The organism is Streptomyces sp. NPDC058295 (genome assembly GCF_042880655.1).
GTDB classification, from domain to species: domain Bacteria; phylum Actinomycetota; class Actinomycetes; order Streptomycetales; family Streptomycetaceae; genus Streptomyces; species Streptomyces coriariae.
This window is the reverse complement of sequence record NZ_JBHVYO010000012.1, coordinates 15,279-40,787: the sequence shown is the minus strand read 5'-3', so window position 1 is coordinate 40,787 and position 25,509 is coordinate 15,279. Positions and strand designations below refer to the sequence as shown.

10 protein-coding genes are annotated in these 25,509 nt (G+C 68.2%); 1 reads left to right on the top strand and 9 read right to left on the bottom strand.

Annotated features, from left to right (window positions below):
- Nucleotides 1–3: 3 nt before the first annotated feature.
- The 9 genes from rpmA to ACFVYS_RS15015 all read right to left on the bottom strand — a co-directional run bounded on the left by rpmA (nucleotide 4) and on the right by ACFVYS_RS15015 (nucleotide 24,634).
- A complete protein-coding gene (rpmA, locus tag ACFVYS_RS15055) occupies nucleotides 4–258 on the bottom strand; it encodes a 50S ribosomal protein L27 (RefSeq protein ID WP_007381992.1) in 255 nt (84 codons plus the stop codon).
- A gap of 14 nt (nucleotides 259–272) precedes the next feature.
- Nucleotides 273–593, bottom strand: a complete 321-nt coding sequence (rplU, locus tag ACFVYS_RS15050) for a 50S ribosomal protein L21 (RefSeq protein ID WP_007381993.1) — start codon at nucleotides 591–593, stop codon at nucleotides 273–275.
- A gap of 456 nt (nucleotides 594–1,049) precedes the next feature.
- Nucleotides 1,050–7,997, bottom strand: coding sequence for a polymorphic toxin-type HINT domain-containing protein (locus ACFVYS_RS15045; protein WP_389502176.1), 6,948 nt, complete (start codon nucleotides 7,995–7,997; stop codon nucleotides 1,050–1,052).
- Between the two features lie 155 nt (nucleotides 7,998–8,152).
- Complete coding sequence (locus tag ACFVYS_RS15040) at nucleotides 8,153–11,809, bottom strand: LamG domain-containing protein (protein ID WP_389502174.1); 3,657 nt, start codon at nucleotides 11,807–11,809, stop codon at nucleotides 8,153–8,155.
- A 110-nt stretch (nucleotides 11,810–11,919) separates the two neighbouring features.
- On the bottom strand, nucleotides 11,920–13,530 hold the full coding sequence (locus tag ACFVYS_RS15035) for a VCBS repeat-containing protein (protein WP_389502172.1): 1,611 nt from the start codon (nucleotides 13,528–13,530) through the stop codon (nucleotides 11,920–11,922).
- A 132-nt stretch (nucleotides 13,531–13,662) separates the two neighbouring features.
- A complete protein-coding gene (locus tag ACFVYS_RS15030; RefSeq protein WP_389502170.1) occupies nucleotides 13,663–15,162 on the bottom strand; it encodes a VCBS repeat-containing protein in 1,500 nt (499 codons plus the stop codon).
- 697 nt (nucleotides 15,163–15,859) lie between these two features.
- Nucleotides 15,860–16,390 carry a hypothetical protein gene (locus ACFVYS_RS15025; RefSeq protein WP_389502168.1) on the bottom strand — a complete coding sequence of 177 codons (531 nt, stop codon included), beginning with the start codon at nucleotides 16,388–16,390 and terminating at the stop codon, nucleotides 15,860–15,862.
- 49 nt (nucleotides 16,391–16,439) lie between these two features.
- Nucleotides 16,440–23,390 (bottom strand): polymorphic toxin-type HINT domain-containing protein, encoded by a 6,951-nt coding sequence (locus tag ACFVYS_RS15020; RefSeq protein ID WP_389502166.1) that lies wholly within the window; start codon nucleotides 23,388–23,390, stop codon nucleotides 16,440–16,442.
- A gap of 1,082 nt (nucleotides 23,391–24,472) precedes the next feature.
- Nucleotides 24,473–24,634, bottom strand: a complete 162-nt coding sequence (locus tag ACFVYS_RS15015) for a hypothetical protein (RefSeq protein ID WP_389502165.1) — start codon at nucleotides 24,632–24,634, stop codon at nucleotides 24,473–24,475.
- A 208-nt stretch (nucleotides 24,635–24,842) separates the two neighbouring features.
- Here ACFVYS_RS15015 and ACFVYS_RS15010 point away from each other — a divergent pair, with 208 nt between their 5' ends.
- Nucleotides 24,843–25,448, top strand: a complete 606-nt coding sequence (locus ACFVYS_RS15010) for an acyltransferase (protein ID WP_389502163.1) — start codon at nucleotides 24,843–24,845, stop codon at nucleotides 25,446–25,448.
- Nucleotides 25,449–25,509 lie beyond the last annotated feature (61 nt).

Genomic DNA, 25,509 nt, shown 5'->3' with positions numbered 1-25,509 from the left:
GATTCAGGCGACCGGAACGATGTTCACGACCTTGCGGCCACGGTGGGTACCGAACTCCACCGCACCGGCGTTCAGCGCGAACAGCGTGTCGTCGCCGCCACGGCCGACGCCCGCACCGGGGTGGAAGTGGGTGCCGCGCTGGCGGACCAGGATCTCACCCGCGTTGACGACCTGACCGCCGAAGCGCTTCACGCCGAGCCGCTGGGCATTGGAGTCGCGACCGTTCCGGGTGGACGATGCGCCCTTCTTGTGTGCCATGTCTCCTCAGTCCCTTACTTCGCAGCCGCGGGGATCTCAGTGACCTTGATCGCCGTGTACTGCTGGCGGTGGCCCTGACGACGGCGGTAACCGGTCTTGTTCTTGTAGCGAAGGATGTCGATCTTGACGCCCTTGTGGTGGTCCACGACCTCGGCCTGGACCTTGATGCCGGCCAGCACCCACGGGTCGCTGGTCACAGCGTCGCCGTCGACAACGAGCAGGGTCGAGAGCTCGACCGTGTCGCCAACCTTGGCAGTGGAAATCTTGTCAACCTCAACGATGTCGCCGACAGCAACCTTGTGCTGGCGACCACCGCTGCGCACGATGGCGTACACGCGGATCTCACTCTCTCGCTCTGGGACGGCATCCCCGCAGTCCAGCCGCCCGGGAACGAACACGGACGGCCTCTCCCGGCCACCTAGGTACCGGTACCCGGGAGGAAGAGGGTTTACGGAGATGTGGCACGTCAACCGACACGCCGAGGGACAAGGCTACGGGGCCCGGCTTGAGGGGTCAAACCGGGCCCCGGGAGCACTCGCTCAGGTGAGGGACGGCTCAGGTCGGCGAGCGCCGAAGCCGTGCCGCTTCCTCCCTGTTCCTGGTGGCGGCGTCTCTCGCCTGAACCCGGTCCGTCTCATGGATCAGGTGTTCCGCGAGGGACTCCAGAGCGACCGCCATCCTCTCGTGCCAGTCGACGGACTCCGCCGCCTCAGCGGATGCGAGCGGCTTTTGAGCACGTACCGCCCGAAAGTCACGCAGAGCGCTTCGAAGCTCGTCCGGAATGGTCATCGCTATCCCTTGCCTCCGATCAGCGGGAGGAGGCGAGTGCAGGCGGGACACGGCCCCAGCAGCTCGCCATGTTCGTCCAGCGGGAAGGCATTGCCTCTCGCGCCTCCCCCGATCTTCACCGACTGAAACGTCGCGCCCTCCAGTGCCTGGAAGTTCTCCAGCTGGACGGCACAGCCGACCTCACCGCAGCCTCCATGGTGACCGGACTGAGCCACGGCCCTGGCCGTCTTCTCCGGCATGCCACCGGTTCGCGAGTCCTGGGCGTAGGAGTAGACCGTGTGCTTTCCGTCTGCCGATGTCGCCTTGGTGGCGACGTTCGGACGAATCGACGAGTCGATGCTCAGCGCCTCGTCGGCGAAGTCGAGGAGGTCGTCGTCTGCATCACCGCAGTTATGGACGAGAAGGGCCGTGCTGCCCGCCGTCACGTAGTACGTATGGACGTCCGCGACCGTCAGGTCGTGGGTGCGCCGACGCTGGTCGAAGGCGCGGACGGCCGTGAGTTCGACCGCGTCGCCGTTCGCCGTGTGCAGGCGCATGCCCGGCTTCAGATCGCCCGCCTCGATCCAAGCCCGCTCGGAGTCGGACCAGAAGGGGTGGGTCGTGGTGGAGACCAGGGACTCGGACGTTCCCGGCTCACTCCTGATCGTCAGGTCGACGAAGTGCTTGTCGTCCTCGGTGACGATGGTGCCGACAACCTCACGGACCGTCGTGCCGCCCGTCTCCGGGTCAGTGACGGTGATCTTGTCACCGAGCTTCACCTTTTCGATCGGCTTGGTCTTGCCGTTGCCGAGCAGCACCTTGGTGCCGGGCAGGAAGCTGTGCTTACCCTTGATCGGGCAGGTGCCGGCGTCCTCGGTCTTCTTGCGTTTCTTGAGGGCCGCCGCGGCCTTCTTCCTGACGTCCGCCAACTTCTCTGCGGCCTTGGAGAGTCCGAGCTTCGCCCGGCCCACCGCCTTGTTGGCGTTCCACAGGCTCTTGGCGCCGCCGATCAGGTCCCCGACCAGGTTGGTGACCCGCTTGGCGAGTTTGAGGCCCTTGGCCCACTTCCACGGCGCCCCGTACTTGGCGAGGATCTTGCCCGCCAGGCCGCCCGCGAAGCTGCCGGCGATGTTGAGCAGCGTTTCGCCGCAGGAACCGACGTCACCCGTGGAAATACAGTCCAGGGCCGCGTCCACCCCGAGAATGTCTCGGGCAATCTTGACCAGGGCCTTGCCCGCGGACTTGATGCGCTGCTTGGCGGAGGACTGCTGCTGTTGCGCGGCCGCCACGTCGCCGGACGCCTTGCTGACTTCCGACTGCGCCTTGGAGACCTCCGGGTCGGTGTCGGTGACGGGGATGCCGCCACGGCACTCGATAAGGCCCTCCCGGCATTCCGGGACGATCATGCCGCTGGGGTCGGCGTGTGTGACCGGGGAGTTGTTGGCGTAGGCGTAGCCGTTGATCTGCTGCGGCTGGGTGTAGTCGATGATCGGGTCGACGGAGATGAACTTGCCGATCACCGAGTCGTACTCGCGCGCCCCCAGATGGGTCAGGCCGGTCGAGGCATCGATCGTGCCGCCGACATAGCCCTTCTCCCCCGGCCAGGTGCCGGTCTTCTCGCCGCGGTCGACACCGAAGGGGTCGAAGCGGCGCTGGGAGACGGCCCCGGTGACCGAGTCGATCGCCACCTCGCCCGTGCCGTGATGGTCAGAGGCAACGAAGGAGAGCTTCGCCGCGGTGCGGACCGCGACGGTCTGGCCGGCGTACTCGTAGTAGCGGGTGGCCTCCTTCTTGGTGCCGTCGGCCGACAGCTTCAACTCCGTGCCCGGCAGGTAGACAGTGGTCCCGGAGGGGTCCTTGCGCTGCACCCTGTTGCCGGTCACGTCGTACAGATAGTTCGTCTGCGAACCGCCCGCCTCCGTGACCTTGCTCAGCGCACCGGAGTCGTCCCAGCTGAGAACCTGGGCGTTGCCGCCGATGGTGCGCTTGGTGGTGTTGCCGGAGTCGTCGTACTCGTACGACGACTGCCTGTCCCCGGTCGGGGTCTGCTCGGTGACCTTGGTGACCTGGTGCGGTCCGTCGCCGAGGGCGCCCGCGCCGCCGTACTCGTAGCTGCGGGTGATGTTGTTCGCCGCGTTGAGCGCGGTGTCGTGGTTGATCTCGGAGACACGGTTGCCGATGGCGTCGGTCTCGTACGACTTCCAGTACGGGGCCGGACCGCCCAGCGCGGTCGAACCGGCAGCGGCGTCACAGGTCGTGGGCCCGGTGCCGTCCACCGGCGTGGTGGAGCCGCGAGTGCCGGAGCCGGCCGCGGTCGTCGCGGTGGCCGCCGGGGTCCAGGCGTCCGACAGGCGCTGACGGCTGTCGTAGGCGAAGCACTGCACGTCCGTCGAAGCGGAGTTCGCCGTGTCCGCGATCGACAGGACATTGCCCGCCTGATCGTAGGAGTAGTACGAGTCCTTCGCCGGGGTGGTCGCGCCGTAGACATCGACTGTCGAACGGGTCAGCCGGTCCGTGCCCTTCTCATAACCGAAGGTCTGCCAGACCTTCTTGCCGCTGCCCGTGGACAGCTCCAGCTGCTGGAGCTGACTGGTCCTGGAGTAGACCGTGTTCGTGACATAGGAGGTGCTGCCCGTCATCGTCATCGGGCGCTGAAGGGCGTCGTACGTGTAGGTCACCGCCTCCGCCGGCAGGTCACCGATCTCGGGCAGGCCGGTGCTCTGGAGCGTCCCGTCCCTGTTGTAGGTCGAGGTGTAGACGTACGTGCCGGCCAGGGAGCCCTGCGATGCGGGGACCTGGTAGGCGGTCTTCAGCGGGCGGTAGAACTCGTCCATCGACTGGACGGCCGTAGCGAAGTACTCCGTCGGCGAGGTGTAGCTGAGCGTGCCGTAGACCTGGCCCAACCAGCCCGCCTTGTCGTACTTCGTCTCCGTCAGCTTGGTACCCGTGTCGGCGTCACCCGACCAGGTCGCGAGCACACGCCCGAGCTTGTCGTAGACAGTCGAGGTCTTCTTGTTGCGGCCGTCGTATGCCACGACCGGCCGGTCCAGCTCGTCGTACTCGGTACGCGAGGTACCCGCGTCCGGGTCGACCGCCTTGGTCTTGCGGCCCAGCTGGTCGTACTCGTAACGCCACACGTTGTTCTTGGCGTCGGTGACCGTCTCCAGCAGACCCGCCGTGTTGTACGTGTACTTCGTCGAGTCGTACGCCACGCCCGCGCCCGGCGAGGCGCCCTTGTAGTGGCGGATCTCGGAGAGGTTCCCCGCGCCGTCGGTGATCGTCGTGGTGGGCACGCCGCCGACCGGCGGGTCGACGTGCGTCAGCTCACCGTCGTAGCTGGTCGTGGTGCGCCACTGCTCGGCGCCACTGACCGCGGAGATCTGTGCGGTGGTACGGCCCAGGCCGTCGTACTCCAGCAGACTCTGCGCACCGACCTGACCGCTGCTCACGAGCAGCAGCTCGTCGGAGGCCACGCCGGCCGCGTTGTAGGTGGAGTTGGTCTTCCTGACGTTGCCGGTGCCGTCGTACCACGTGTCGGCGACCATGCGGGTGCCGTCCGGGCCCTCCGTCTGCATCTGACGAGATCGCAGCATGCTGTCGAAAAGCTGGTATTCCGCGCCGTAGGAGCCGTCGTTCTCGATCTTCTCCGTCCTGATCGAGGTGACCTTGTCCTTGCGGACGTTGTACGAGTACTTGATGCTCGGCGTCTGGGTCGAGGCCCGGTCCGGCAGCCACACCGACGTCAGACGGCCCAGCGCGTCGTAGGCCAGGTCCGTCCGCTTGCCGTTCGGGTCGGTCTGGCCTGCCGACATGCCCCAGGCGGGGACATAGTCGGTGATGGTGTTGTGCCCGAGGACGTTGGTGACGGTCGTCCTGGTCAGCAGGCCGTTCGTCTCGACGTAGACGGTCTTGGTCTGGTCCGACGTCCCGTACTGCTTGGCGTCCTTCTGCGTGAGCGGACGGCCGAAGGCGTCGTAGGTCGTTGCTCCCGTGACCTGGTACGTGGCCGTGGTGCCGTCGTGCGAGGTCAGCCGCTCCGTCTTGGTCGCGTCACCCTTCGTGGGCGCCGCGCCGAACGCGCCGCCGTCGTACGACACACGCTCGTCCCCCAGGACCTGCGTCTTACGGTCCGGCGTCGTGGCGCACTTGACCGACACGACCTCGCTGCGGGCGGGCAGCGAAAGGATGTTCTTCGCCGTGTTGTCCGCGTAGGTCGTACGCGTGCAGGTGTCGTCCTTCGTGGTGGAGACGTCGCCCTGGTCGTCGACGGTCAGGACCCGGCCGGTGCCGTTGGACGTGTCGTACGTCGTCGTGGACTTCGTCTCGCTCCAGCTGCCGTCGGACTTCAGACTGAAGCCCCGGCCGGTCTGGGTACGCACCATGACCGCGTTGCTGGTTCCCCAGCTGTTCTTCTGTGTAGCGGTGTTGTACTTGAAGGGCGTGTTGATCGTCTTGCCGACCAGCTTGGCGCCGTCGTAGGTGGCGACCTCCAGCTGCTGGCCGGTGAACTCCTCGGAGTCCGTGTAAGAGGCTCCCGTGGAGTCCTTGACCGTCACCGAGCGGGTGTTGCCTTCGGCGTCCTTGTCGCCGTCCATGCCCTGAAGGAACGTGTAGTCGACCCGGGTCTTCTGCACGTCGGCCGTACCGCTGGTGACCTTGACCTTGCCGTAGCCCTGCCAGCCACCCCAGGTCAGGTACTTCTCGTCGGAGATGCCGTCCGGCTTCGCCTTCCGCCAGGCCGCGTCGCCCTGGTAGTCGTAGCGGGTGACCATCGAGTCGCTGCCGCCGGTGCGGTCGGTCTCGATGACCGCCGAGACCACGTACTTGTGGAACCAGTCCGTGATCGGGTCGACATAGCCCGGCGGGGCCCACTTCACCGGATAGCAGCGCTTCGTCGACTCGCCCGGCTTCGGCAGCGACGCCTTCGCACAGTCGGCCGGCGCATAGGTGACGTCGAGCTGCGCGCCCGTCTCGCTGAGGACCATCGAGAGGCGGAAGCGGTAGAACGGCGCGATGTTGTCGCCGATCGCGTCGACGCGGTTGGCGAGCTGCTCGCCGAAGAGGTCCACGGACGGCAGCTTGACCGCAGTGCCGACCCGGCCCTCATTCTCGATCTTCGACAGCCACAGCGTCTTGGAGTCGTCGCCGTTGTCGGTGAACAGGTGGGTCAGGGTCCAGGCGTCCACGTCCTGGTACGTCGTGGCGTCCTTGCGCATCTGCGTCACGACCGACGTCAGCCGCTTGGTGGTGAAGAAGGTCGCGACGGGCGAGGTGCACTTCGTGGCGGACTTGCACTCCTGGTCGACCGGGACGTCCGGCCAGTAGGCGGCGTTCGCCTTGGTGCGCTTGCTCTCCGCGCAGTCGAAGTCGGCGGTCGTCAGGCAGCGTTCGGCGGTGTTGAACACGATCCGGGCCGGGGCCTTCGCAGCGTAGACACTGCCGTCGCGCTGGCCGTAGTCGATGCGCTTCAGGTAGCCGCCGCGGTGGTACGCGGTGCCGTTGACGTCCGTCTTGCCGTTCAGCGCGTAGTAGTTCGTCTCACGGTCGTAGAAATAGGACATCACGTTGCCGTGCGTGTCCTTGACGTGGTCCAGACTCCAGCGCCACGCCTGCTGGCAGTACGCGCTCGTGAAGGTGGCGTTGTAGCAGGGCTCACCGGAGTCGTCGCCGAAGACGGGGGTCGTCCAGGTGGAGTTGGTCTCCTCGTTGCCCGTCGCCCAGCCCGGCAGACGGTTCTGTCCGAAGTAGTACTCGGTGCCGTCCGAGGTGGTGATGCGCCAGTACTCGCCGTCGTTGTCGCCGTTGGTGGCGCCCGTCAGCTTCTCGACCTTGCTGCCGTCGTCGGACGACATGTGCCACTTGCCGGTGGTGTCGTCCTTGACCAGCTCACCGGAAGAGCCGTTGAGCATGACCGTGGCGTTCTCGAACGCCCAGCACTGCTCGGCCGAGCTGTCGTGGCCGTCCTCGGAGCACGGCTTGTAGCGCCGCTCGATGTAGCCCGGGTCGTAGGAGAAACCCTCACCGATCCAGGAACCCTGGTTGTTGGTGGCCGAGGTACGGCCGTCCGCCGACTGGGAGGAATAGCCGAGACCGACGGTCGGGGTGAGGCCGCCCGGGGTCGGGACGGATCGGAAGGGGTAGTTCCAGTTGAAGGCGCCGGAGGAGGTGGCGACGCTCCAACTGGCCGAGGGGGCGAGAGCCGTGGCCTTGTACGTGCCCTGCGCGCTCGACGGACCCGCCGCCACCGCGACCAGGGAGGTCGCGGTGCCGGCCATCGTCGAGACGCCGTCGGCGGGGGCAGGGGCGGCCGTGACGTCGGCGGAGACCGTGCCCGACTTCACGTCGTTCACCGTTGGCAGCGCCTTCGGCTGCTCGGGGCAGGCCTTGCTGCCCGGAGTCGCGACAGCGGCACACGCCGGCAGCTGCACCAACTGGAGACGGGAGGCGTACGAGCCGCCGAAGCCCTCGGCGAACTCCGAGTAATCGACCGTGAGGCGGACCTTGGCGGCCGCGTCCTCGCCGTCGGCACGCTCCACACCCAGGAGGACGCCCGCGCCGAGCTGGCCCGCGCGCTTCGGATCGAGGACGTCCACGCGGACCTTCTCGGCCGCCTCGGACGACGCGACGCCCTTCGCGGCCTTGGACGTCTTGGACGCCTTCAGAGCCTTGCCGACCTTGACCGGCAGACCGCCGGCCTCGGTCACGCCGGCCGCGCCGACACTCACCTCGGCGCCGCCCTGCTTCGGCCACACCGCCTTGTCGAGGCCCTTGACCGCCGCCTTGCGCGCAGGGTCGGAGGGACGGGACTTCGCTTTCGCGTCGGATCCCTTGGCGGGATCCCCGTCGTCCTGGACGCCGGGGCGGCTGGTGCGGCCCCGGTCGCCGTCGTCGAGCGCCAATGCCTGAACCGACGAAGCCGACAGCGCGAGCGTGAGCCCGAGCACCGTGGCGACAACCGTCGATCTGGGCATGCGGCGGCTCAGTGAGCGGCCACGGAAAAACATTCGGAAACTTCCTGATCGAAGGAGAACGTGATGAAGGGAAGGCGAAGGAAAGGTGACAGGACAGGTGTGCCGGGCCCTCAAAGGACCCGGCACACCTCAGAACTGACGAGCTATCCGATCGGTCAGAGGTCGGAGACGGCCGTCAGCGCGGCCATCTGCTGCACCGCGATCGGGTCGGCGGCGCCGCTGTAGACGCGGACCTCGTCGATCGCGCCGGCGAAGTACTCGCTCGCCCCGCGCAGCGAACGGCCCACCTGGAGACCGCCGGTGGCGGACCACAGGGTGTCGTCCGTGCCGTAGGCGCCGGCGACCAGCTGGCCCTCCACGTACAGACGGATCGTGTTGGCGAAGGCGTCGTAGACGACCGCCAGGTGCTGACCGGAACCGCCGGTGTCGGGCAGTTCCTGGTCGTCGGTGAAGGTGACGACCGCGGGGGCGGCCACGTCCGACTTGGCGACGGCCAGCTCCCACTGCCCGGTGGTCGCCTGGTAGCGGACCTGGACACGGTTGGCGTTGGCGCCCGGCAGGGACAGCACCGTCTGCGACTTCTCCGGGTCCAGCGAGGTGAGCTGGGCGCGGGCGGTCACGGTGAAGCTGGTGGTGCCGGTGACCGGGGCGGTCGCGGTGGACGCGTAGTCCCCGTCGCCGTCCAGGACCAGGTTGCCGTCGCCGACCAGGGCGGCGGTGTCGAACAGCGGGTCGGCGGGACGGTAGATGGAGGCGTTGCCCGCCAGGGTGAGGGCCTGGCCACCGCCGGTCTCGACGGAGGCGCCGCTGGTGGCGTCGTCGAGCTGCCAGTAGCCCTTGCGCGCGGGCTTGACGGTCAGCAGCTCGGCGACCTCGGTCGCCGAGACGACACGGTCGAAGACGCGGACCTCGGCGAGGTCACCGGTGAAGTTGTCGCGGTAGCCGCTCTTGGCCGTGGTGCGGCCGATCTGCAGCGGGCCGTACGACTTCCAGGTGGAGCGCCGCGCGGCGGACGCCTTCAGGTCCTTGTTGATGTAGAGCTGGAGCACCGGTCCGCCGGTCTTCTGCGCGTCGTACACGCCGGTCAGCAGCACCCACTGGTCCTTGACCACGGAGATTCCGGTGGAGACGGCCTTCCACTCGCCGAGCGAGTCCACGTCGTTGACCGGGACGGAGAACTTCCAGGTCTGCGCGGACGCGTCGTAGCCGAGGGTGAAGCCGGGCTCGCCGGTGCCGTCCTGGCTGACCACCGTCATGTTCTTGTCCAGCGCGGTGGGCCGGACCCAGGCGCTGACGCTGAAGCTCTTGGCGGAGTCGAGGACGGTCTCGTTGGCGTCGAGGTAGGACTCGGCGGTGCCGTCGAAGCGGGCGGCCTTGTCGACCTTCCCGCCGGGGCCATCCACGCCGAAGGTGACGGCGCTGCCGACGGTCGCCGAGTACTCGCCGCTCTCGTCGTGGGCCTCGCCGCCGGCCTCGTCGGCGAGGTTCCATTGCCCGACGACCGGGCGGCCCTCGGCCACCAGGAAGTCGTAGGAGTTACTGCTGGCGTGCGCCGCCTTGTCGATGGCGATCACTTCGAGCACGTGCCGCCCGGCCCTGGTCGGCACCCACTGCGTGGTGACGGATCCGCCCCCGGTGGTTGGGGTCAGGGTGGTCAGCGCGGCGCCGTCGAAGGAGTACTGGTACTTGACGACGTCGGTGTCCGCGATCTTGTCGTTCGGGTTGGGCGAGAAGGTGAAGCTGCCGTAGGTGCCCACGCCGTCGTGGTAGACGGTGTCCGACGGGTACTGCTTCGACATCACGAGCGGCTTGCCCGGCCACATCGCGTCGTAGACGAACTCGCAGCGCTGGGCGGGGTCCCCGTCCGAGCTCCAGGGGCCGTTGCCATCACCGTCGTTGGCGCGTGCGCTCCAGTAGATGACGGTGTTCTGCGGGATGGACGACTTGACGGTGTGCTCGAACTTGGTGTTCGCGGTCGGGGAGAGCGCGTCCTTGGTGATGTAGGTGTACGAGCCCGGAGTGGTCCCGCCCCATTCGATCTTGAACTCGACCTTGACCTTGTCGGTCTGGCCGTTGCCGTGGTCGGGGTCGCTCGCGATGGCCCGCAGCTTGGGCGGAGTGTCGACGGTGGGACGGGTCGCGCCCCACTTGCACACGCCACCCGGGTCGGTGGACATGTCGGACGTCTTGATCTGCCGCGGCAGGTTGTTGTACGAGACGGACAGGTAGGCGTTGCCGCAGATCCGCTTCCACTCGGCGAAGCGGGACTCGTCGGCGGCGCGCAGGCCCAGCGTCATCGAGTTCCAGCCGCCGGCCGCGGCCGTCTTGATCTCGCTCGTCAGCTCACCGGACGCACCACTCTCGAAGTGCAGGTTGGCCTGGCTGGAGCAGGACGTCGGGGAGATCGCCTTGTCGACGGTCTGGAGATAGTCGTCCCAGTCGTCCGAGGTGTTGGACCAGTTGCTGGACGACGTCAGCGAGTAGTTCTGGCCGCCGATCCGGTACAGCTGGATGGGCTCCGCGGTCGGGGAGGCGCTGTAGATGTGCTCGACCCGCGCCGAGAACGTCGCGCCCAGGATCTGCTTCCCCTTGTAGAAGGAGAGCGGCATCGTGAACATCACCCGACGGGTGCCGACGCCGTTGCAGGACACCGGGTTGTAGTCGGTCGGGCACTTGCCCACGCCCGCGCTGCCCGAGTACTTCCAGTCCTGCTCGCTCGGCATCCCCGACATCACGCCGGTCCACGAGGTGCGCGAGGTGGTGCGCTGGATCGGGTCGATGACGACCGGGAACACGGTGTTCGCGCCCTTGAGCAGCTTCTGGTCGGGTACCAGACGCAGCTTGTCCTTGCCGACCTCCACACCCAGCGGGGCGACACGACCGCCGCCGCCCGGGCCCTCGAGGGCGGGCTCGGGGGCCGCCTGCGGGCCGGGTGCGGCCGCGGAAGTGGCGGTGGCCGTGGGTGTGGCGGTGGCCGGGGAAGCCGCGGCGGACGCGGTCCGGTCGGCGTCGGCCACGGCGGCCGACGCGGCCTTCAGCGCCTTCGCGACAGCCTTCGGGCCCTGCTTCTTCGTCGCGGCCTCCTGGACGGCGGCCGAGTCCCACATCGAGGGCTTGCCCGCCTGGAAGACGGTGCCGCCGACGACCGCGTCCTCGGCGAGGATCGCCCCGCTCGCGTCCTCCGCGACCTTCAGGCCGTCGGTGGTCATCCCCAGGTCGAGCTGGGCCAGCCTCGGGTCCGCCGCCGCCTCGGGGGTCTTGACGACCACGAGGTGGCCGAAGCCGTCGGCCTCGGCGCGCACGGTCAGGTCGACGCCGGGCAGGGCGTCGACGTAGGTGGCCGTGTCGCCCTCGACCACCGGGGCGGGCAGCTTGCCGTACGGCCAGGTCAGAGCGAACTCACGCCCCACCCGCTGCATCGTGACGAACGGCTTGCCGGCCTGACCGGCGGAGAAGCTGAGGTCGACGGTGGCGGCCTTCGGGCCCCAGCTGCCGTCGGCGTGCTTCACCAGCGTGGGGTCGACCTTGACCCACTTGCCGCCCTGCACCGTACGCACCGGCTCGGTGTACTCCCGGGCCGTGAACGTACCGTCCGGCTCCGCGAAGATCTCCCGGCGCTCCGTGCGCAGGCCCACGACCTCGGTCTTCTTGCCGCTGTCCTTGGCCGCAGCCATGGCCTGCTGCTCGGTCACCATCGGCTGGTCGGCGGCGACCGGTGCCGGTCCCGCCGGAGCACCGCCCGGCAGGACCGCCAGGGTCCCGGCCGTCACCGCGCCAGCGACGGCGGCCGCGACGGCGGCGCGCACCAGCACGCTTCTCCGTATCGGTCTCTGTGTGTCTGCGGACACGCGTCCACTCTCCCGTTGGGTCAGGTCAGTTGTGTCGAGTTTTTTGCGAGAAGCCGGTCGTCTGTCGTGAGCTGTCATCGGACCGCCGTCCCGAACGCGGCACCGCCGGCGGGGATACCGCCCTCACCGGGCTTCCAGGTCTGGGTCGGCGCGCCGCCCGAGGCCACGTTCCACGGGAAGCCGTGGACCGCGCGGCCCTCGGCCGGCCCGTAGGGCACACCCACGTACAGCAGCGACGGACTGGCCCCGAGGCCGATGCCCGCGTACGTCCGGGCCGACGGGCCGGAGGGGATGCCGTTGCCGGGCTCGATCCACGCGTCCGAAGCGCCGGGCGCCCCGATCATCGGCAGGACGTGCACCCCGCCCGCCTCCGGAGCCCCGTCCGTCGACTCCTCGCCGGGCACACCCACCGCGAGACGCATCGTGGCCGCCGTACTCACCACGTTGGTGGTGGTGTTGACGGCCGCGAGCCGCTGGCCGAAGAAGTCACCCGCCTCGGCATCCCCCTCGACGCCGTCCTGGTTCTGGTCGATCCAGTTGAGCAGGACGACCGTGCCGTCCGCCTTGACGTGGTAGACGTGCACCGCTCCGGCGTCGACGGTGGTACCGAGGTCCTCCCCCGGCACGCCCACGGCGAGCAGCGAGTCGGTGACGGTGGCCGCGCCCGTCGGGCGGTACGGGGCCATCGCGAGGGCGGCGCTGTACCGGTCGTCGGTCTGGGCGGCCAGGTCCGGGTTGGTTCCGACGGTGCGGGCCTGTCCCATGCCGAAGAGGGGGTCGGGGATGCCATTGGTGTTGATCGACGGCCGGAAGGCCACGACACCGCCCGCGAAGGCGGCCGTGCCGAGGCTCTCGCCGGGGGCGCCGACCACGAAGTGCCGGTCAGTCGCGGAGATCGATGCGCCGAAACGGTCGTAGGGCTCGGCGTCCTCCCACACTCCGGTGGTGTCCTGGCCCACGGACGCGGCCTGGTAGTCGGTGCCGTAGACGTAGCCGATCACGCCGATGTCGACACCGGCCGCGCCGTCCTCGCCCGGAACTCCGATGACCAGGAAGGGGAAGCCGGTCGAGGAGGTGCCGGCCGCGACCGCGTAGCCGAGCCAGTCGTCGGTCTCGGTGCCGCCGCCGAGCGGCTGGGTCTCACCCTGGATGAAGCCCTTGCTGTTGAACTCCGAGCCGACAGCGGTCGTCGAGCCGTAGATCACCTGGACGTAACCGGCGTCCTTGACGGTGCCGACGTCCTCGTACGGGATACCCACCGCCAGGTCGCTACAGCCGTCCTTGTTGGCGTCGTACACCGCGAGCGAGAAGCCGAACTGGTCGCCGTCCTCCGGGGCGTCGGCCACGTTGGCGGTGTCCTGCGAGATCTCGACGACCCCCTTGCCGCCGCCGAGCACGATGTGGACGAGGCCCGCTCGCGCGTGGCCCGACACCGTGGCGTCGGGGTCGGCGATGGCCGTGTCCCGGACACCGTCGCCGTTGAAGTCGGACGAGGTGCCGGCCGTGCAGGCGACGGCGGCCACGGCCGGGGTGCCACCGGCGGTGAGGCCCAGGAGCAGCAGCGCCGCCGCGAGCGATCCGGCGGCAGTGCGACGGGCGCCTGAACCGGCGGGTGTCGGGGGTCTTCGACCGGGCAGGCGACGGCGAACCGTCTGGTCTTCCGGCCGGTGTCCGCGTGCGGACATGGGTGTTCCTCCCCGTGAGGCTGGGTGTGCTGGTGGTGTCTGTGCGGTTCGTCACCGCCGTGCCCGGACAACCGGACGCGGCGGTGACGAACCAAGGAGCGGAAAGCCGCCAGGGCTGAAGGGCCGCGGTGATCAGCCGATGACCGCGCCGAACGCGACACCGGTCGCCGGCACTCCGCCCTCACCGGGCTTGATCGTCTGTGTCGCGGCCCCGCCGGACGCCACGTTCCACGGGAAGCCGTAGACCGCGCGGGTCTCCGCGGGGCCGTAGGGCACACCGACGTACAGCAACGACGGGGTGGCGGCCAGGGAGATACCGGTGAGCATGCGCGGCGCGGGAGTGGGCCCGACGCCGTAGCCGGGGTCGAGCCACTGGTCGGAGGCGCCGGGCGCGCCGACCAGCGGGACGATCTGGACTCCGCCCTTCTCCGCGTGCTCCTCGGACGACTCCTCGCCGGGCACGCCGATCGCGAGCCGGGTGGTGGTGGCGGTGGAGACCGCGTTCGGGGAGGAGTTGACGGCGGCGAGCCGCTTGCCGAAGAAGTCGCCCGCCTCGGACTCCTGTTCCACATCGGCCGAGTTCTGGTCGATCCAGGCGGTCTCGGTGAAGGTGCCGTTGGCGGCCAGCTTGAAGACCTGGACGGCGCCGGCGTCGACGGTCGTCGACAGGTCCTCGCCCGGGACGCCCACGGCGAGCAGCGACTCGGTGGTGGAGGTCGCGCCGGAGGCCCGGTACGGGACCATGGCGAGCGCGGCGCCGAACTGATCGCCGACCTCCTCGGCCCCGGAGATCACGTCCTGGTCCTGGCCGAGTCCGCCGAGCGGCTTCGGGGAGTTGGAGGTGAGCGTGTGGTTGAAGAAGGCCACGCCGCCCGCGAAGGTCACGGTGCCGAGCGCCTCGCCGGGCGTGCCGACCGCGAAGTGGGTCGGGGTCGCGGCGAGCGTGGAGCCGAAGCGGTCGTCCTGCTCGGCGGTGCCGGGGACAGCGCCGGCGACGTCGGTGTCCTGGTGGACGAAGGCCATGGTCTGCGCGGTGCCGCTGAGGTAGTGGAACCCGCCCGCGTCCTCGATGTCGCCGATCGACTCACCGGGGACGCCGATGATCAGGTACGGCGTGCCGGCCGAGGTCTTGCCGGCGGCCAACGCGTAGCCCACCCAGTCCTCGGGCTCCTGACCACCGCCGAGGATCTTGTCAGTGCCCTGGTAGAGCTCCTTGACGGCCTTGGTGCCGGCGTTGAGCCCGCTCGTGGAGCCGTAGATGAGGTGCACGTTGCCGGCGTCGGGAACGGTGCCCATGTCCTCGTAGGGGATGCCGACCACCAGGTCGCTGCACCCGTCGAGGTCGGCGTCGTACACGGCCAGCGAATGGCCGAACTGGTCGCCCGCCTCGGGCGCCCCCGGGATGTTGTCGAGGGCCTGCGACAGGGTGAGGACACCCTTGCCGCCACCGTAGACGATCTGCACCTCCCCCGCCCTGGCCGCGCCGCTGACGGTGGCTTCGGGGTCGGCGACCGCCGTGTCCCTGATCCCGTCCCCGTTGAAGTCCGACTCGACGCCCGAGGGACACGCGACGGCGGCCACGGCGGGCGTACCGCCGATCCCCAGCCCCCAGGTCAGCAATGCCCCTGCCAAAACGGTGACGGAACCACGCCGCCACACTTTCCCCACCCTTGACACAAATGCCCCGTAAATAAAGAGGAATTAAAGAAGGTCAAGGGATCATCCCTTTACATGAAGTGCACATGCAACACCTGTCATGTTTCCCTGAGCATGACATGAATCACATAAGAAAGCGCGTCACCCTAGAGGCTCCCGGCATATGCCAGGCAGTCGGGCAATCCGGACCCGCCGCCGAAGGAAGGGGCCGCCGATGGACTCACGTATCCTCACGACGGCTGGACGCGGGGCGTCGACCCCAAGGATCACCGGCCTCGGTGCCGGCTTCCCGCGCTGGTGGGGAGGGCTTCGTCATCATCTCCGGACGACAGGACCCCGAGGTGTCCCGCTCGAAGCCAAAGGGCGCCGGGATACACACGGGCCACCCGAAGGGAACATCGGTCCGGGACCGACGGCTTTCGGGAGACGGATGCCGGAGGACGTCGATCTCCCTGCTCCCCATGTCCATAAGCAAATACACGGGGACAACCCGCCCGTACGACTCCATCGTGTCGATCCGGTCGACATCCCGGGTCGAGTCCGAGGTCGACTCGGCGGCGAGCGCTCGGCCGGGAGAACCCAGCCGAGCGCTCGCACCCAAGGCACCCGGTAAAGCCCATCCTGAGGGGTCGAACCGGGTCCCCCGCCCTTAATCCGACACCCTTCCGGGCTTCTACCCGACGAGCAGTTCCGCCGCCCCCCGATACTGCTCGCAGCGCTCCTCGGCCAGCTTCCACAGGGCAGCCAGCCCATCCGTCCGGAGCCGTATCTCCGCCTCCTGCTGGCAGGCCTGTTCGAAGTCGGCGAGCCGCGTGAACGAGTCGATGCGGACGTCCGACGGCCAGGCCTCGGCCGCCTCCAGAGCGAACTCCAGCCCTTCGGCCGGCACGGCCTGCCGATCCGGCCGCGTGTGGACGAGCGCGACGAACACGATCTTCAGCCCGCTCCTGAAGAACTCCACGCCCGACAGGTCGTCCGGGTACCTGGTGCCCAGGTTCCAGTTCGCCCCGAAGGCGGGGCCGAGCACGGCGTCGTCGAGCTCACCCCCGTCGAGGGAGGCCGCAAGGTGCTCCATCCCTGCCATGACGGTGTCGTAGCGGTCGGACAGTCCCGCCCGGGCGGCGAGCACCCGCAAAGCTCCGCCCAACCGGACGCTCGCAGCGCAGCAGAGGGCCTCACCCGTCGTGTCGAATGTTTTCTCCACGGTCTCCTCCTTTCTCCTTTCGTCGGTCTTTCCAGGCGGTGCTCAGTGCTCAATGCTTGCTGAACAGCCAGCTGGTGATGTCATTGTTGACCATCCCCTTCGGGAGGTCCTCCGGCCCGATCCCGCCTGCGCGCAACACGTCCGCGCAGTAGGTGACACAGCTTTGCGTGTCGTAGTCGTAGGAACCGAAAGTATGTCCCTCGGTTGCTTTCTGATAGGCCTGGGCCCTCTTCGCGTTGGGCAGGGGGATCCTGATCGTGAACGATTTACTCGACACCTCCCCCTCGAAGAACGCGCCCACAGCATCCGAGCCCGGAACACCGACCTGCTCGCTGTGAATGACCGTCCCGCCATGCTCGACCTCGATGGAGGCGTGCTGGGGATTGCCGCCGTAGTCCAGGTGGACCGTCGCCGTACCGGACGGGTCATCGGGGGTATTGACGCCACAGTTGTGCACCAGCAGGGGGGTCGACTCGGCCAGGACATAGTACGTGTGGATGTCACTGATCGTCAGGTCGTGCGTGCGCTGCGTCTTATGGTATTCGCGCGCCGATGTCAAACTCACCGTGTCGCCGGACGGCGTGAGCAGTTGCATACCGGGCATCAGATCGCCGGCATTGATCCACCGCTTCTCTGACTCAACCCAGAACGGGTGAGTGGTGGTGGAGGTCAGCGCCTCCTGCTTGCCGGAGGCCCCCTTCACCGCGAGGTCGACGAAGTGCTTGTCGTCCTTGGTGGTGATCGTGCCCACGACCTCGCGGAGCGTCGTTCCGCCCAGCTTCGGGTCGGTCACCTTGACCTTGTCGCCAAGCTTGACCTCTTCGATCGGCTTGACCTTGCCATGTGCAAGCAGGACCTTGGTACCGGGCAAGAAACTGTGGGGCGTCTTGCAGGAGCCCTTGCCTCTCTTGAGGGCCGCCGCTGCCTTCGCCCTGGCCGCAGCCAGTTTCTCCGTCGCCTTGGCCAGCCCCATCTTGGCCTTGCCCAGCGCCTTGTTCGCCTTGAAGTAACCCTTCGCGCCGCCGATCAGGTCCTTGACCAGCCCAGCGACACGCTTGACAAGTTTGAGGCCCTTGGCCCACTTCCACGGGGCGCCGTACTTGGCGAGGATCTTGCCCGCCAGGCCACCCGCGAAGCTGCCTGCGATGTTGAGCAGGGTCTCGCCACAGGCGCCGACATCACCACTGGAGATGCAGTCCAGCGCCGCGTCCACGCCCAGGATGTCCCGGGCGATCTTGATCAGCGCCTTGCCGGCCGACTTCATGCGCTGCTTGGCGGAGGACTGCTGCGCCTGCGCCGACGCCACGTTCGCGGAGGCAGCGTCGGCATCCGACTGTGCGTCGTCGACGTCCTTGTTGCCGGTCTCCTTCGGGTAGGTGCCCGCGTAGGCCGAGCAGTAGACCGGGAAGCAGCTCTCCAGGCCGGACGGGTCGGACAGGGTCACCGGGGTGTTGTCGGCGTATGCGTAGCCGTTGATCTGGCTCGGCCTGGTGTAGTCGATGATCGGGTCGACGGATATGAACTTGCCGATCACCGAGTCGTATTCGCGCGCTCCCAGATGTGTGAGACCGGTCGAGGCGTCGATCGTGCCGCCGACAAAACCCCTCTCCCCCGGCCAGGGACCGAGCTTCTCGCCGCGCTCCACACCGTAGGGGTCGAAGCGCCGTTGGGAGATCGCCCCGGTGGCGGAGTCGATCGCCAGCTCGCCCGTGCCGTGGTGATCGGCAGCCGAGAAGGAGAGTTTCGCCGCTGTGCGGACCGCGACGGTCTGGCCGGCGTAGTCGTAGTAGCGGGTCGCCTCCTTCTTGGTGCCGTCCGCCGACAGCTTCAGCTCCGTGCCCGGCAGGTAGACCGTCGTGCCGGTCGGGTCCTTGCGCACGAGACGGTTGCCGGAGGCGTCGTACAGGTAGCTCGTCTTCGAGCCGTTCGCCTCGGTGACCTCGTTGACCTTGCCCTGGTCGTTCCAGAGAAGCGACTGGGCGTTGCCGCCGATGGTGCGCTTGGTGGTGTTGCCGGAGTCGTCGTACTCGTACGAGGACTGCTTGTTCCCGGTCGGGGTCTGCTCGGTGACCTTGGTGACCTGGTGCGGTCCGTCGCCGAGCGTGCCCGCGCCGCCGTACTCGTAACTGCGGGTGATGTTGTTCGCCGCGTTGAGCGCGGTGTCGTGATTGGTCTCGGAGACACGGTTGCCGATGGCGTCGGTCTCGTACGACTTCCAGTACGGGGCCGGACCGCCCAGCGCGCTCGAACCGGCGGCCGGGTCACAGGCCGTGGGCCCGGTGCCGTCCACCGGTGTGGTGGAGCCACGGGTTCCGGAACCGGCCGCGGTCGTGGCCGTGGCCGCCGGGGTCCAGGCGTCCTGCAGTCGCTGCCTGCTGTCGTAGGCGAAGCACTGCACGTCCGGCGAAGCGGAGTTCGCCGTGTCCGCGATGGACAGGACGTTACCCACCTGGTCGTAGGAGTAGTTCGAGTCCTTGGCCGGGGCGGTCGCCCCGTAGACGTCGACCACCGAGCGGGTCAGCCGGTCGGTGCCCTTCTCGTAGAAGAAGCTCTGCCAGACCTTCTTGCCGCTGCCCGACGACAGTTCGAGCTGCTGCAGCTGGCTTTTCTTGGAGTAGACGGTGTTGGTGACGTACGACGTACCGCCGGTCATCGTCATCGGACGCTGCAGGGAGTCGTACGTGTAGGTCAGCGCCTCAGCCGGAAGGTCGCCGATGGCGGGCAGGCCGGAGCTCTGGAGCGTGCCGTCCCGGTTGTACGTGGAGGTGTAGACGTACGTGCCGGCCAGGGATCCCTGCGAGGCCGGAACCTGGTACGCGGTCTGCAGCGGGCGGTAGAACTCGTCCATCGACTGGACGGCCGTGGCGAAGTACTCCGTCGGCGTGATGTAGCTGAGGTGGCCGTAGGCCTGTCCCAGCCAGCCCGCCTTGTCGTACTTGGTCTCGCTCAGCTTCGTGCCGGTACCGGCGTCGCCCTGCCAGGTCGTGAGGACGCGGCCGAGCTTGTCGTAGACCGTGGAGGTCTTCTTGTTGCGCCCGTCGTACGCCGCGACCGGACGGTCCAGCTCGTCGTACTCCGTGCGGGAGGTACCCGCGTCGGGGTCGACCGACTTGGTCTTGCGGCCCAGCTGGTCGTACTCGTAGCGCCACACGTTGCTCTTGGCGTCGGTGACCGTCTCCAGCAGACCGGCCGTGTTGTACGTGTACTTCGTCGAGTCGTACGCCACGCCCGCGCCCGGCGAGGCGCCCTTGTAGTGGCGGATCTCCGAGAGGTTGCCCGAGCCGTCGGTGATCGTCGTGGTGGGCACTCCGCCGACCGGTGGGTCGACATGCGTCAGCTCACCGTCGTAGGTGGTCTTCGTCCGCCACTGCTCTGCGCCCGAGAACGCGAACACCTCGGCGGTCGTCCGGCCCAGGCCGTCGTACTCCAGCAGGCTCTGCGCGCCGACCTGCCCGTTGCTCACGAGGAGCAGTTCGTCCGAGGGGACGCCATCCGCGTTGTAGGTGGAGTTGGTCTTCTTGACGTTGCCCGTGCCGTCGAACCACGTGTCGGCCACCATGCGGGTGCCGTCCACGCCCTCGGTCTGGATCTGGCGGGCCCGCAGCATGCTGTCGTAGAGCTGGTACTCGGCGCCGTACGAGCCGTCGTTCTCGATCTTCTCGGTCTTGATCGAGGTGACCTTGTCCTTGCGGACGTTGTACGAGTACTTGATGCTCGGCGTCTGCGTCGACGCCCGGTCCGCCAGCCACACCGACGTCAAACGGCCCAGGCCGTCATAGGCGAGGCTGGTGCGCTCGCCGTTGGGGTCGGTCTGCCCGGTCGACATGCCCCAGGCGGGGGCGTAGTCGGTGGTGGTGTTGTGCCCGAGGGCGTTGGTGACGACCGTTTTCGTCAGCAGTCCGTTGGTCTCGGTGTAGACGGTCTTCGTCGCGTCGGACGTCCCGTACTGCTTGGCATCCTGTTGGGACTTCGGACGGCCGAAGTCGTCGTAGGTCGTGGCGCCGGTGACCTGATACGTCGCCGCGGTGCCGTTGTGCGAGGTCAGCCGTTCGGTCTTGGTCGCGTCACCCTTGGTCGGTGCCGCGCCGAACGCGAGGTTGTCGTACGAGGTGCGCTCGTCTCCCAGGACCTGTGTCTTGCGGTCCGGTGTCGTGGCGCACTTGACCGACACGACCTCGCTGCGGGCGGGCAGCGACAGGATGTTCTTCGCCGCGTTGTCCGCGTAGGTCGTACGCGTGCAGGTGTCGTCCTTGGTGGTGGACAGGTCGCCCTGGTCGTCGACCTGCAGGACGCGCCCTGTGCCGTTGGAGGTGTCGTACGTCGTCGTGGACTTCGTCTCGCTCCAGGTGCCGTCGGACTTCAGACTGAAGCCCCGGCCGGTCTGGGTATTCACGATCGCCGCGTGAGTGGTGCCCCAACTCTGGGTCTGAGTTGCCGTGTAGTGCTTCCACGGGGTGTCGATCGTCTTGGAGACGAGCTTCGCACCGTCGTAGGTGGCGACCTCCAGCTGGTGACCCGTGAACTCCTCGGAGTCCGTGTAGGAGGCTCCTGTGGAGTCCTTGACCGTCACCGAGCGGGTGTTGCCATCGGCATCCTTGTCGCCGTCCATGCCCTGCATGAACGTGTAGTCGACACGGGACTTCTGCACGTCGGCCGTACCGCTGGTGACCTTGACCTTGCCGTAGCCCTGCCAACCGCCCCAGGTCAGGTACTTCGCGTCGGTGATGCCGTCCGGCTTCGCCTTCCGCCAGGCCGCGTCGCCCTGGTAGTCATAGCGGGTGACCATCGAGTCGCTGCCGCCGGTGCGGTCCGTCTCGATGACCGCCGAGACCACGTACTTGTGGAACCAGTCCGTGATCGGGTCCACATAGCCCGGCGGCGCCCACTTCACCGGATAGCAGCGCTTCGTCGACTCACCCGGCTTCGGCAACGAGGCCTTCGCACAGTCGGCCGGCGCGTAGGTCACGTCGAGCTGGGATCCGGTGTCGCTGAGGACCATCGAGAGGCGGTAGCGGTAGAACGGGGCGATGTTGTCGCCGATCGCGTCGACGCGGTTCGCGAGCTGCTCACCGAAGAGGTCCACGGACGGCAGCTTCACGGCGGTGCCGACGCGGCCCTCGTGCTCGATCTTCGACAGCCAGAGCGTCTTGGAGTCGTCGCCGTTGTCGGTGAACAGGTGCGTGAACGTCCAGGCGTCCACGTCCTGGTAGGTCGTGGCGTCCTTGCGCATCTGCGTGACGACCGAAGTCAGACGCTTCGTCGTGAAGAACGTCTGGACCGGCGAGGTGCACTTGGTGGCGGACTTGCACTCCTGGTCGACCGGAACGTCCGGCCAGTGGGAGGCGTTCGCCTTCGTGCGCTTGCTCTCCGCGCAGTCGAAGTCCGCCGTCGTCAGGCAGCGTTCGGCGGTGTTGAACACGATCCGGGCCGGGGCCTTCGCCGCGTAGACACTGCCGTCGCGCTGACCGTAGTCGATCCGCTTCAGGTAACCGCCGCGGTGGTAGGCGGTGCCGTTGACGTCCGTCTTGCCGTTGAGCGCGTAGTAGTTCGTCTCACGGTCGTAGAAGTAGGACATCACGTTGCCGTGCGTGTCCTTGACGTAGTCCAGGCTCCAGCGCCACGCCTGCTGGCAGTTGGCACTGGTGAACGTCGCGTTGTAGCACGGCTCACCCGAGTCGTCACCGAAAACCGGAGCCGTCCAGACCGAGTTGGTCTCCTCATTGCCCGTCGCCCAGCCCGGCAGACGGTTCAGCCCGAAGTAGTACTCCGTGCCGTCCGAAGTGGTGATCTTCCAGTGCTCGCCCTTGTCACCGGTGCTGCCGTCGTCGCCATTGGTGGCGCCCGTCAGCCGCTCGACCTTCGCACCGTCGTCGGACGAGAGATGCCACGTGCCGGTCGCGTCGTCCTTGACCAGCTCACCGGACGAACCGGAGAGCATGACCGTGGCGTTCTCGAACGCCCAGCACTGCTCACCGGAACTGTCGTGACCGTCCTCGGCACAGGGCTTGTAGCGCCGCTCGATGTAACCGGCGTCGTAGGAGAAACCCTCACCGATCCACGAACCCTGGTTGTTCGTCGCCGACGTGCGGCCGTCCGCCGACTGCGAGGAGTAGCCGAGACCCACGGTCGGCGTCAGACCGCCCGGGGTCGGGACGGAGTTCAGCGGATAGTTCCAGCTGAATCCGCCGGACGAAGGGGCGACGCTCCAACTGGACGACGGGGCCAGGGCCGTCGCCTTGTACGTGCCCTGTGCGCTCGACGGACCCGCCGCCACCGCCACCAGGGAGGTCGCGGTGCCGGCCATCGTCGAGACGCCTTCGGCGGGAGCCGGGGCGGCCGTCACGTCGGCGGAGACCGTGCCCGACTTCACGTCGTTCACCGTCGGCAGCGCCTTCGGCTGCTCGGGGCAGGCCTTGCTGCCCGGAGTCGCGACAGCCGCACACGCCGGAAGCTGGACCAGCCGGAGGCGGGAGGCGTAGGAGCCGCCGAAGCCCTCGGCGAACTCCGAGTAGTCGACCGTGAGACGGACCTTCGCGGCCGCGTCCTCACCGTCGGCACGCTCCACACCCAGCAGAACACCGGCGCCGAGCTGCCCCGCGCGCTTCGGGTCGAGGACGTCGACACGGACCTTCTCGGCAGCGGTCCCAGCCTCGGACGCCGCAACGCTCTTCGCGGCCTTGGACGCCTTCAGCGCCTTGCCTACCTTGACCGGCAGACCGCCGGCCTCGGTCACGCCGGCCGCGCCCACCGTCATCTCGGCGCCGCCCTGCTTCGGCCACACCGCCTTGTCGAGGCCCTTGACCGCCGCCTTGCGCGCAGGGTCGGAGGGACGGGACTTCGCTTTCGCGTCGGATCCCTTGGCGGGATCCCCGTCGTCCTGGACGCCGGGGCGGCTGGTACGGCCCCGGTCCCCGTCGTCGAGCGCCAATGCCTGAACCGACGAAGCCGACAGCGCGAGCGTGAGCCCGAGCACCGTCGCGACAACCGTCGATCTGGGCATGCGGCGGCTCAGTGAGCGGCCACGCAGAAACATTCGGCAACTTCCTGATCGAAGGAGAACCTCATGAGGAAAAGGTCAAGGAGACCGACCGGCAGACCATGGCCTTGTGGGGGCGCGGAACCCGACGAACCGGCGCACACGATTCCTGACGCGTCGTCACGCGCGGTGACTCCACAGCCGAGCCCGACGCCGACCGCCATCTCCCGGAACGGGTGGTCGGGCGGGAACAGGTGGCCGGGCGGGGCAGAGGCCGGGCGAACTCACACCCGGCGCACTGTCCGGACGACAACCGCGAAGTCGGTCGTCACCGTGCCCACGCTGGGAACGCCGGCCGTACAGGACCGGCCTGCGGCAACGATCGAGACGCCTCTACGGGGCCGGGGGCACGCGCGCACCGCTCTGACAGCGTTGCCGGAGGATCCGTGACGGCGGTGTCACGATCCACGACGCCGCTGAAGTCGGCACCGGATCCGCCGGCGCGTCCCGCCGCACGCGCCGGTCACATCGAAGCGATCTCGCTCCGGACCTGACTGGAGAAGTGTCATCGTCTCGACATGGGTCGCCATGCGCCCCCGCGCCCTTGCCGCATCCCCGCCCCCGGCCACCAGAAGTCACCATCCCCGTACAGTCGGTCGATCGTCCAGATCCTTTACCGACCTCTTACGTCTCGCCAGACATGCATGTCCGACATGGCCGCATTCAGATAGTCACAGTTCCATCACAGAAACCCCACGGTCGTCGCCGAATACCCCATCTCACACACACATGCCCCAATTACCTATTCTCCTCAGCTCAGTTGAACTCCTTTACTGGCTCGGGGATGCAGGGGTTGCAGGGAGCAGTCACCGCGACCGCGTGAGGTCCATCAACACCGAGGGATGGACAAGTCATGCCTGGAAGAGACGTGTCGAGCTGGTGCGCAGTCGATTCACAAGGGTCGTCGGCGGTTCGGTCGCCGGAGTCGCGGTGGTGAGTGGGGGAAACCTTCACCGCGCAGGCCACGGGGGTTCTGGACTCCCCCTCGCCGGACCTTCTCGACAGAGCGCCGCGCTCTCTTGTACTGCGTCTTCCCGACGCCTGGGTCAGCGCACCGCCACCTTCCCGCCGGACGTCTCGATCACCTGCATCAAGTTCGGCAGCGACGGCAAGACCGGCACGACGAAGACGGTGAAGTTCGCGAAGAGCTCCAAGGCCCCCTTCGACCAGCGGGCCATCGTCAACGGCCGGTCCATGCTGCGGATCACCGCGGGCGGGCTGACCGGGTACTGGGTACCGAACGGGCCGGTCCTGACGGACGGATAGCGGACGGGCGGCAGCGGACGGCGGCTGCGCCGTCCGGCACGTTCACGCGCGGGCCGCAGCCGGTCGCACCGGCTGCGGCCCGCGCGTGAACGCCGTCCGCCCGGCCCCGTATGCTCGCCAACCGAAGCCCCACACCGGAAGGCAGCAGAAGTGAACTACAGGGTCCAGCCCAGCGCGCAGGTCGACGACAGTGCCGAGATCGGCGACGGCAGCAGCGTCTGGGACCTCGCGCAGATCCGCGAGGGCGCGCGCCTCGGTGAGGGCTGCGTCATCGGCCGTGGCGCGTACGTCGGTTCGGGCGTCCACATGGGCGACAACTGCAAGCTTCAGAACTACGCGCTCGTCTACGAGCCGGCCGAGCTCGGCGACGGTGTCTTCATCGGCCCCGCCGTGGTCCTCACCAACGACCACAACCCGCGTTCCGTGGACCCCGACGGCAAGCAGAAGCGGGGCGGCGACTGGGAAGCCGTCGGAGTGAAGATCGCCGACGGGGCGTCCATCGGCGCCCGCGCCGTGTGCGTCGCGCCGCTCACCATCGGCCGCTGGGCCATGGTCGCCGCCGGCGCCGTCGTCACCAAGGACGTGCCGGACTTCGGCCTGGTCGTCGGTGTTCCCGCACGGCGGGTCGGCTGGGTCGGCAAGGTGGGCGTCAAGCTGGTCGCGCGCGCGGGTGAGGCCGACGTGTGGGAGTGCCCGCAGACCGGTGCGCTGTACGACGAGAAGGACGGCGTGCTGGTGGAGCGGGCCGCGGGTTAGCCCCTCCCTCGTCCCCCCGTCACGGAGAAAGGGTTCGGCCACGTCCAGTCGGACGCGGCCG

What these genes read in the sequence shown, in the direction of transcription:
- rpmA (WP_007381992.1), bottom strand. Translation starts at nt 258, where the DNA reads ATGGCACACAAGAAGGGCGCATCGTCCACCCGGAACGGTCGCGACTCC.
- ACFVYS_RS15045 (WP_389502176.1), bottom strand. Translation starts at nt 7,997, where the DNA reads ATGCCCAGATCGACGGTTGTCGCCACGGTGCTCGGGCTCACGCTCGCG.
- ACFVYS_RS15035 (WP_389502172.1), bottom strand. Translation starts at nt 13,530, where the DNA reads ATGTCCGCACGCGGACACCGGCCGGAAGACCAGACGGTTCGCCGTCGC.
- ACFVYS_RS15020 (WP_389502166.1), bottom strand. Translation starts at nt 23,390, where the DNA reads ATGCCCAGATCGACGGTTGTCGCGACGGTGCTCGGGCTCACGCTCGCG.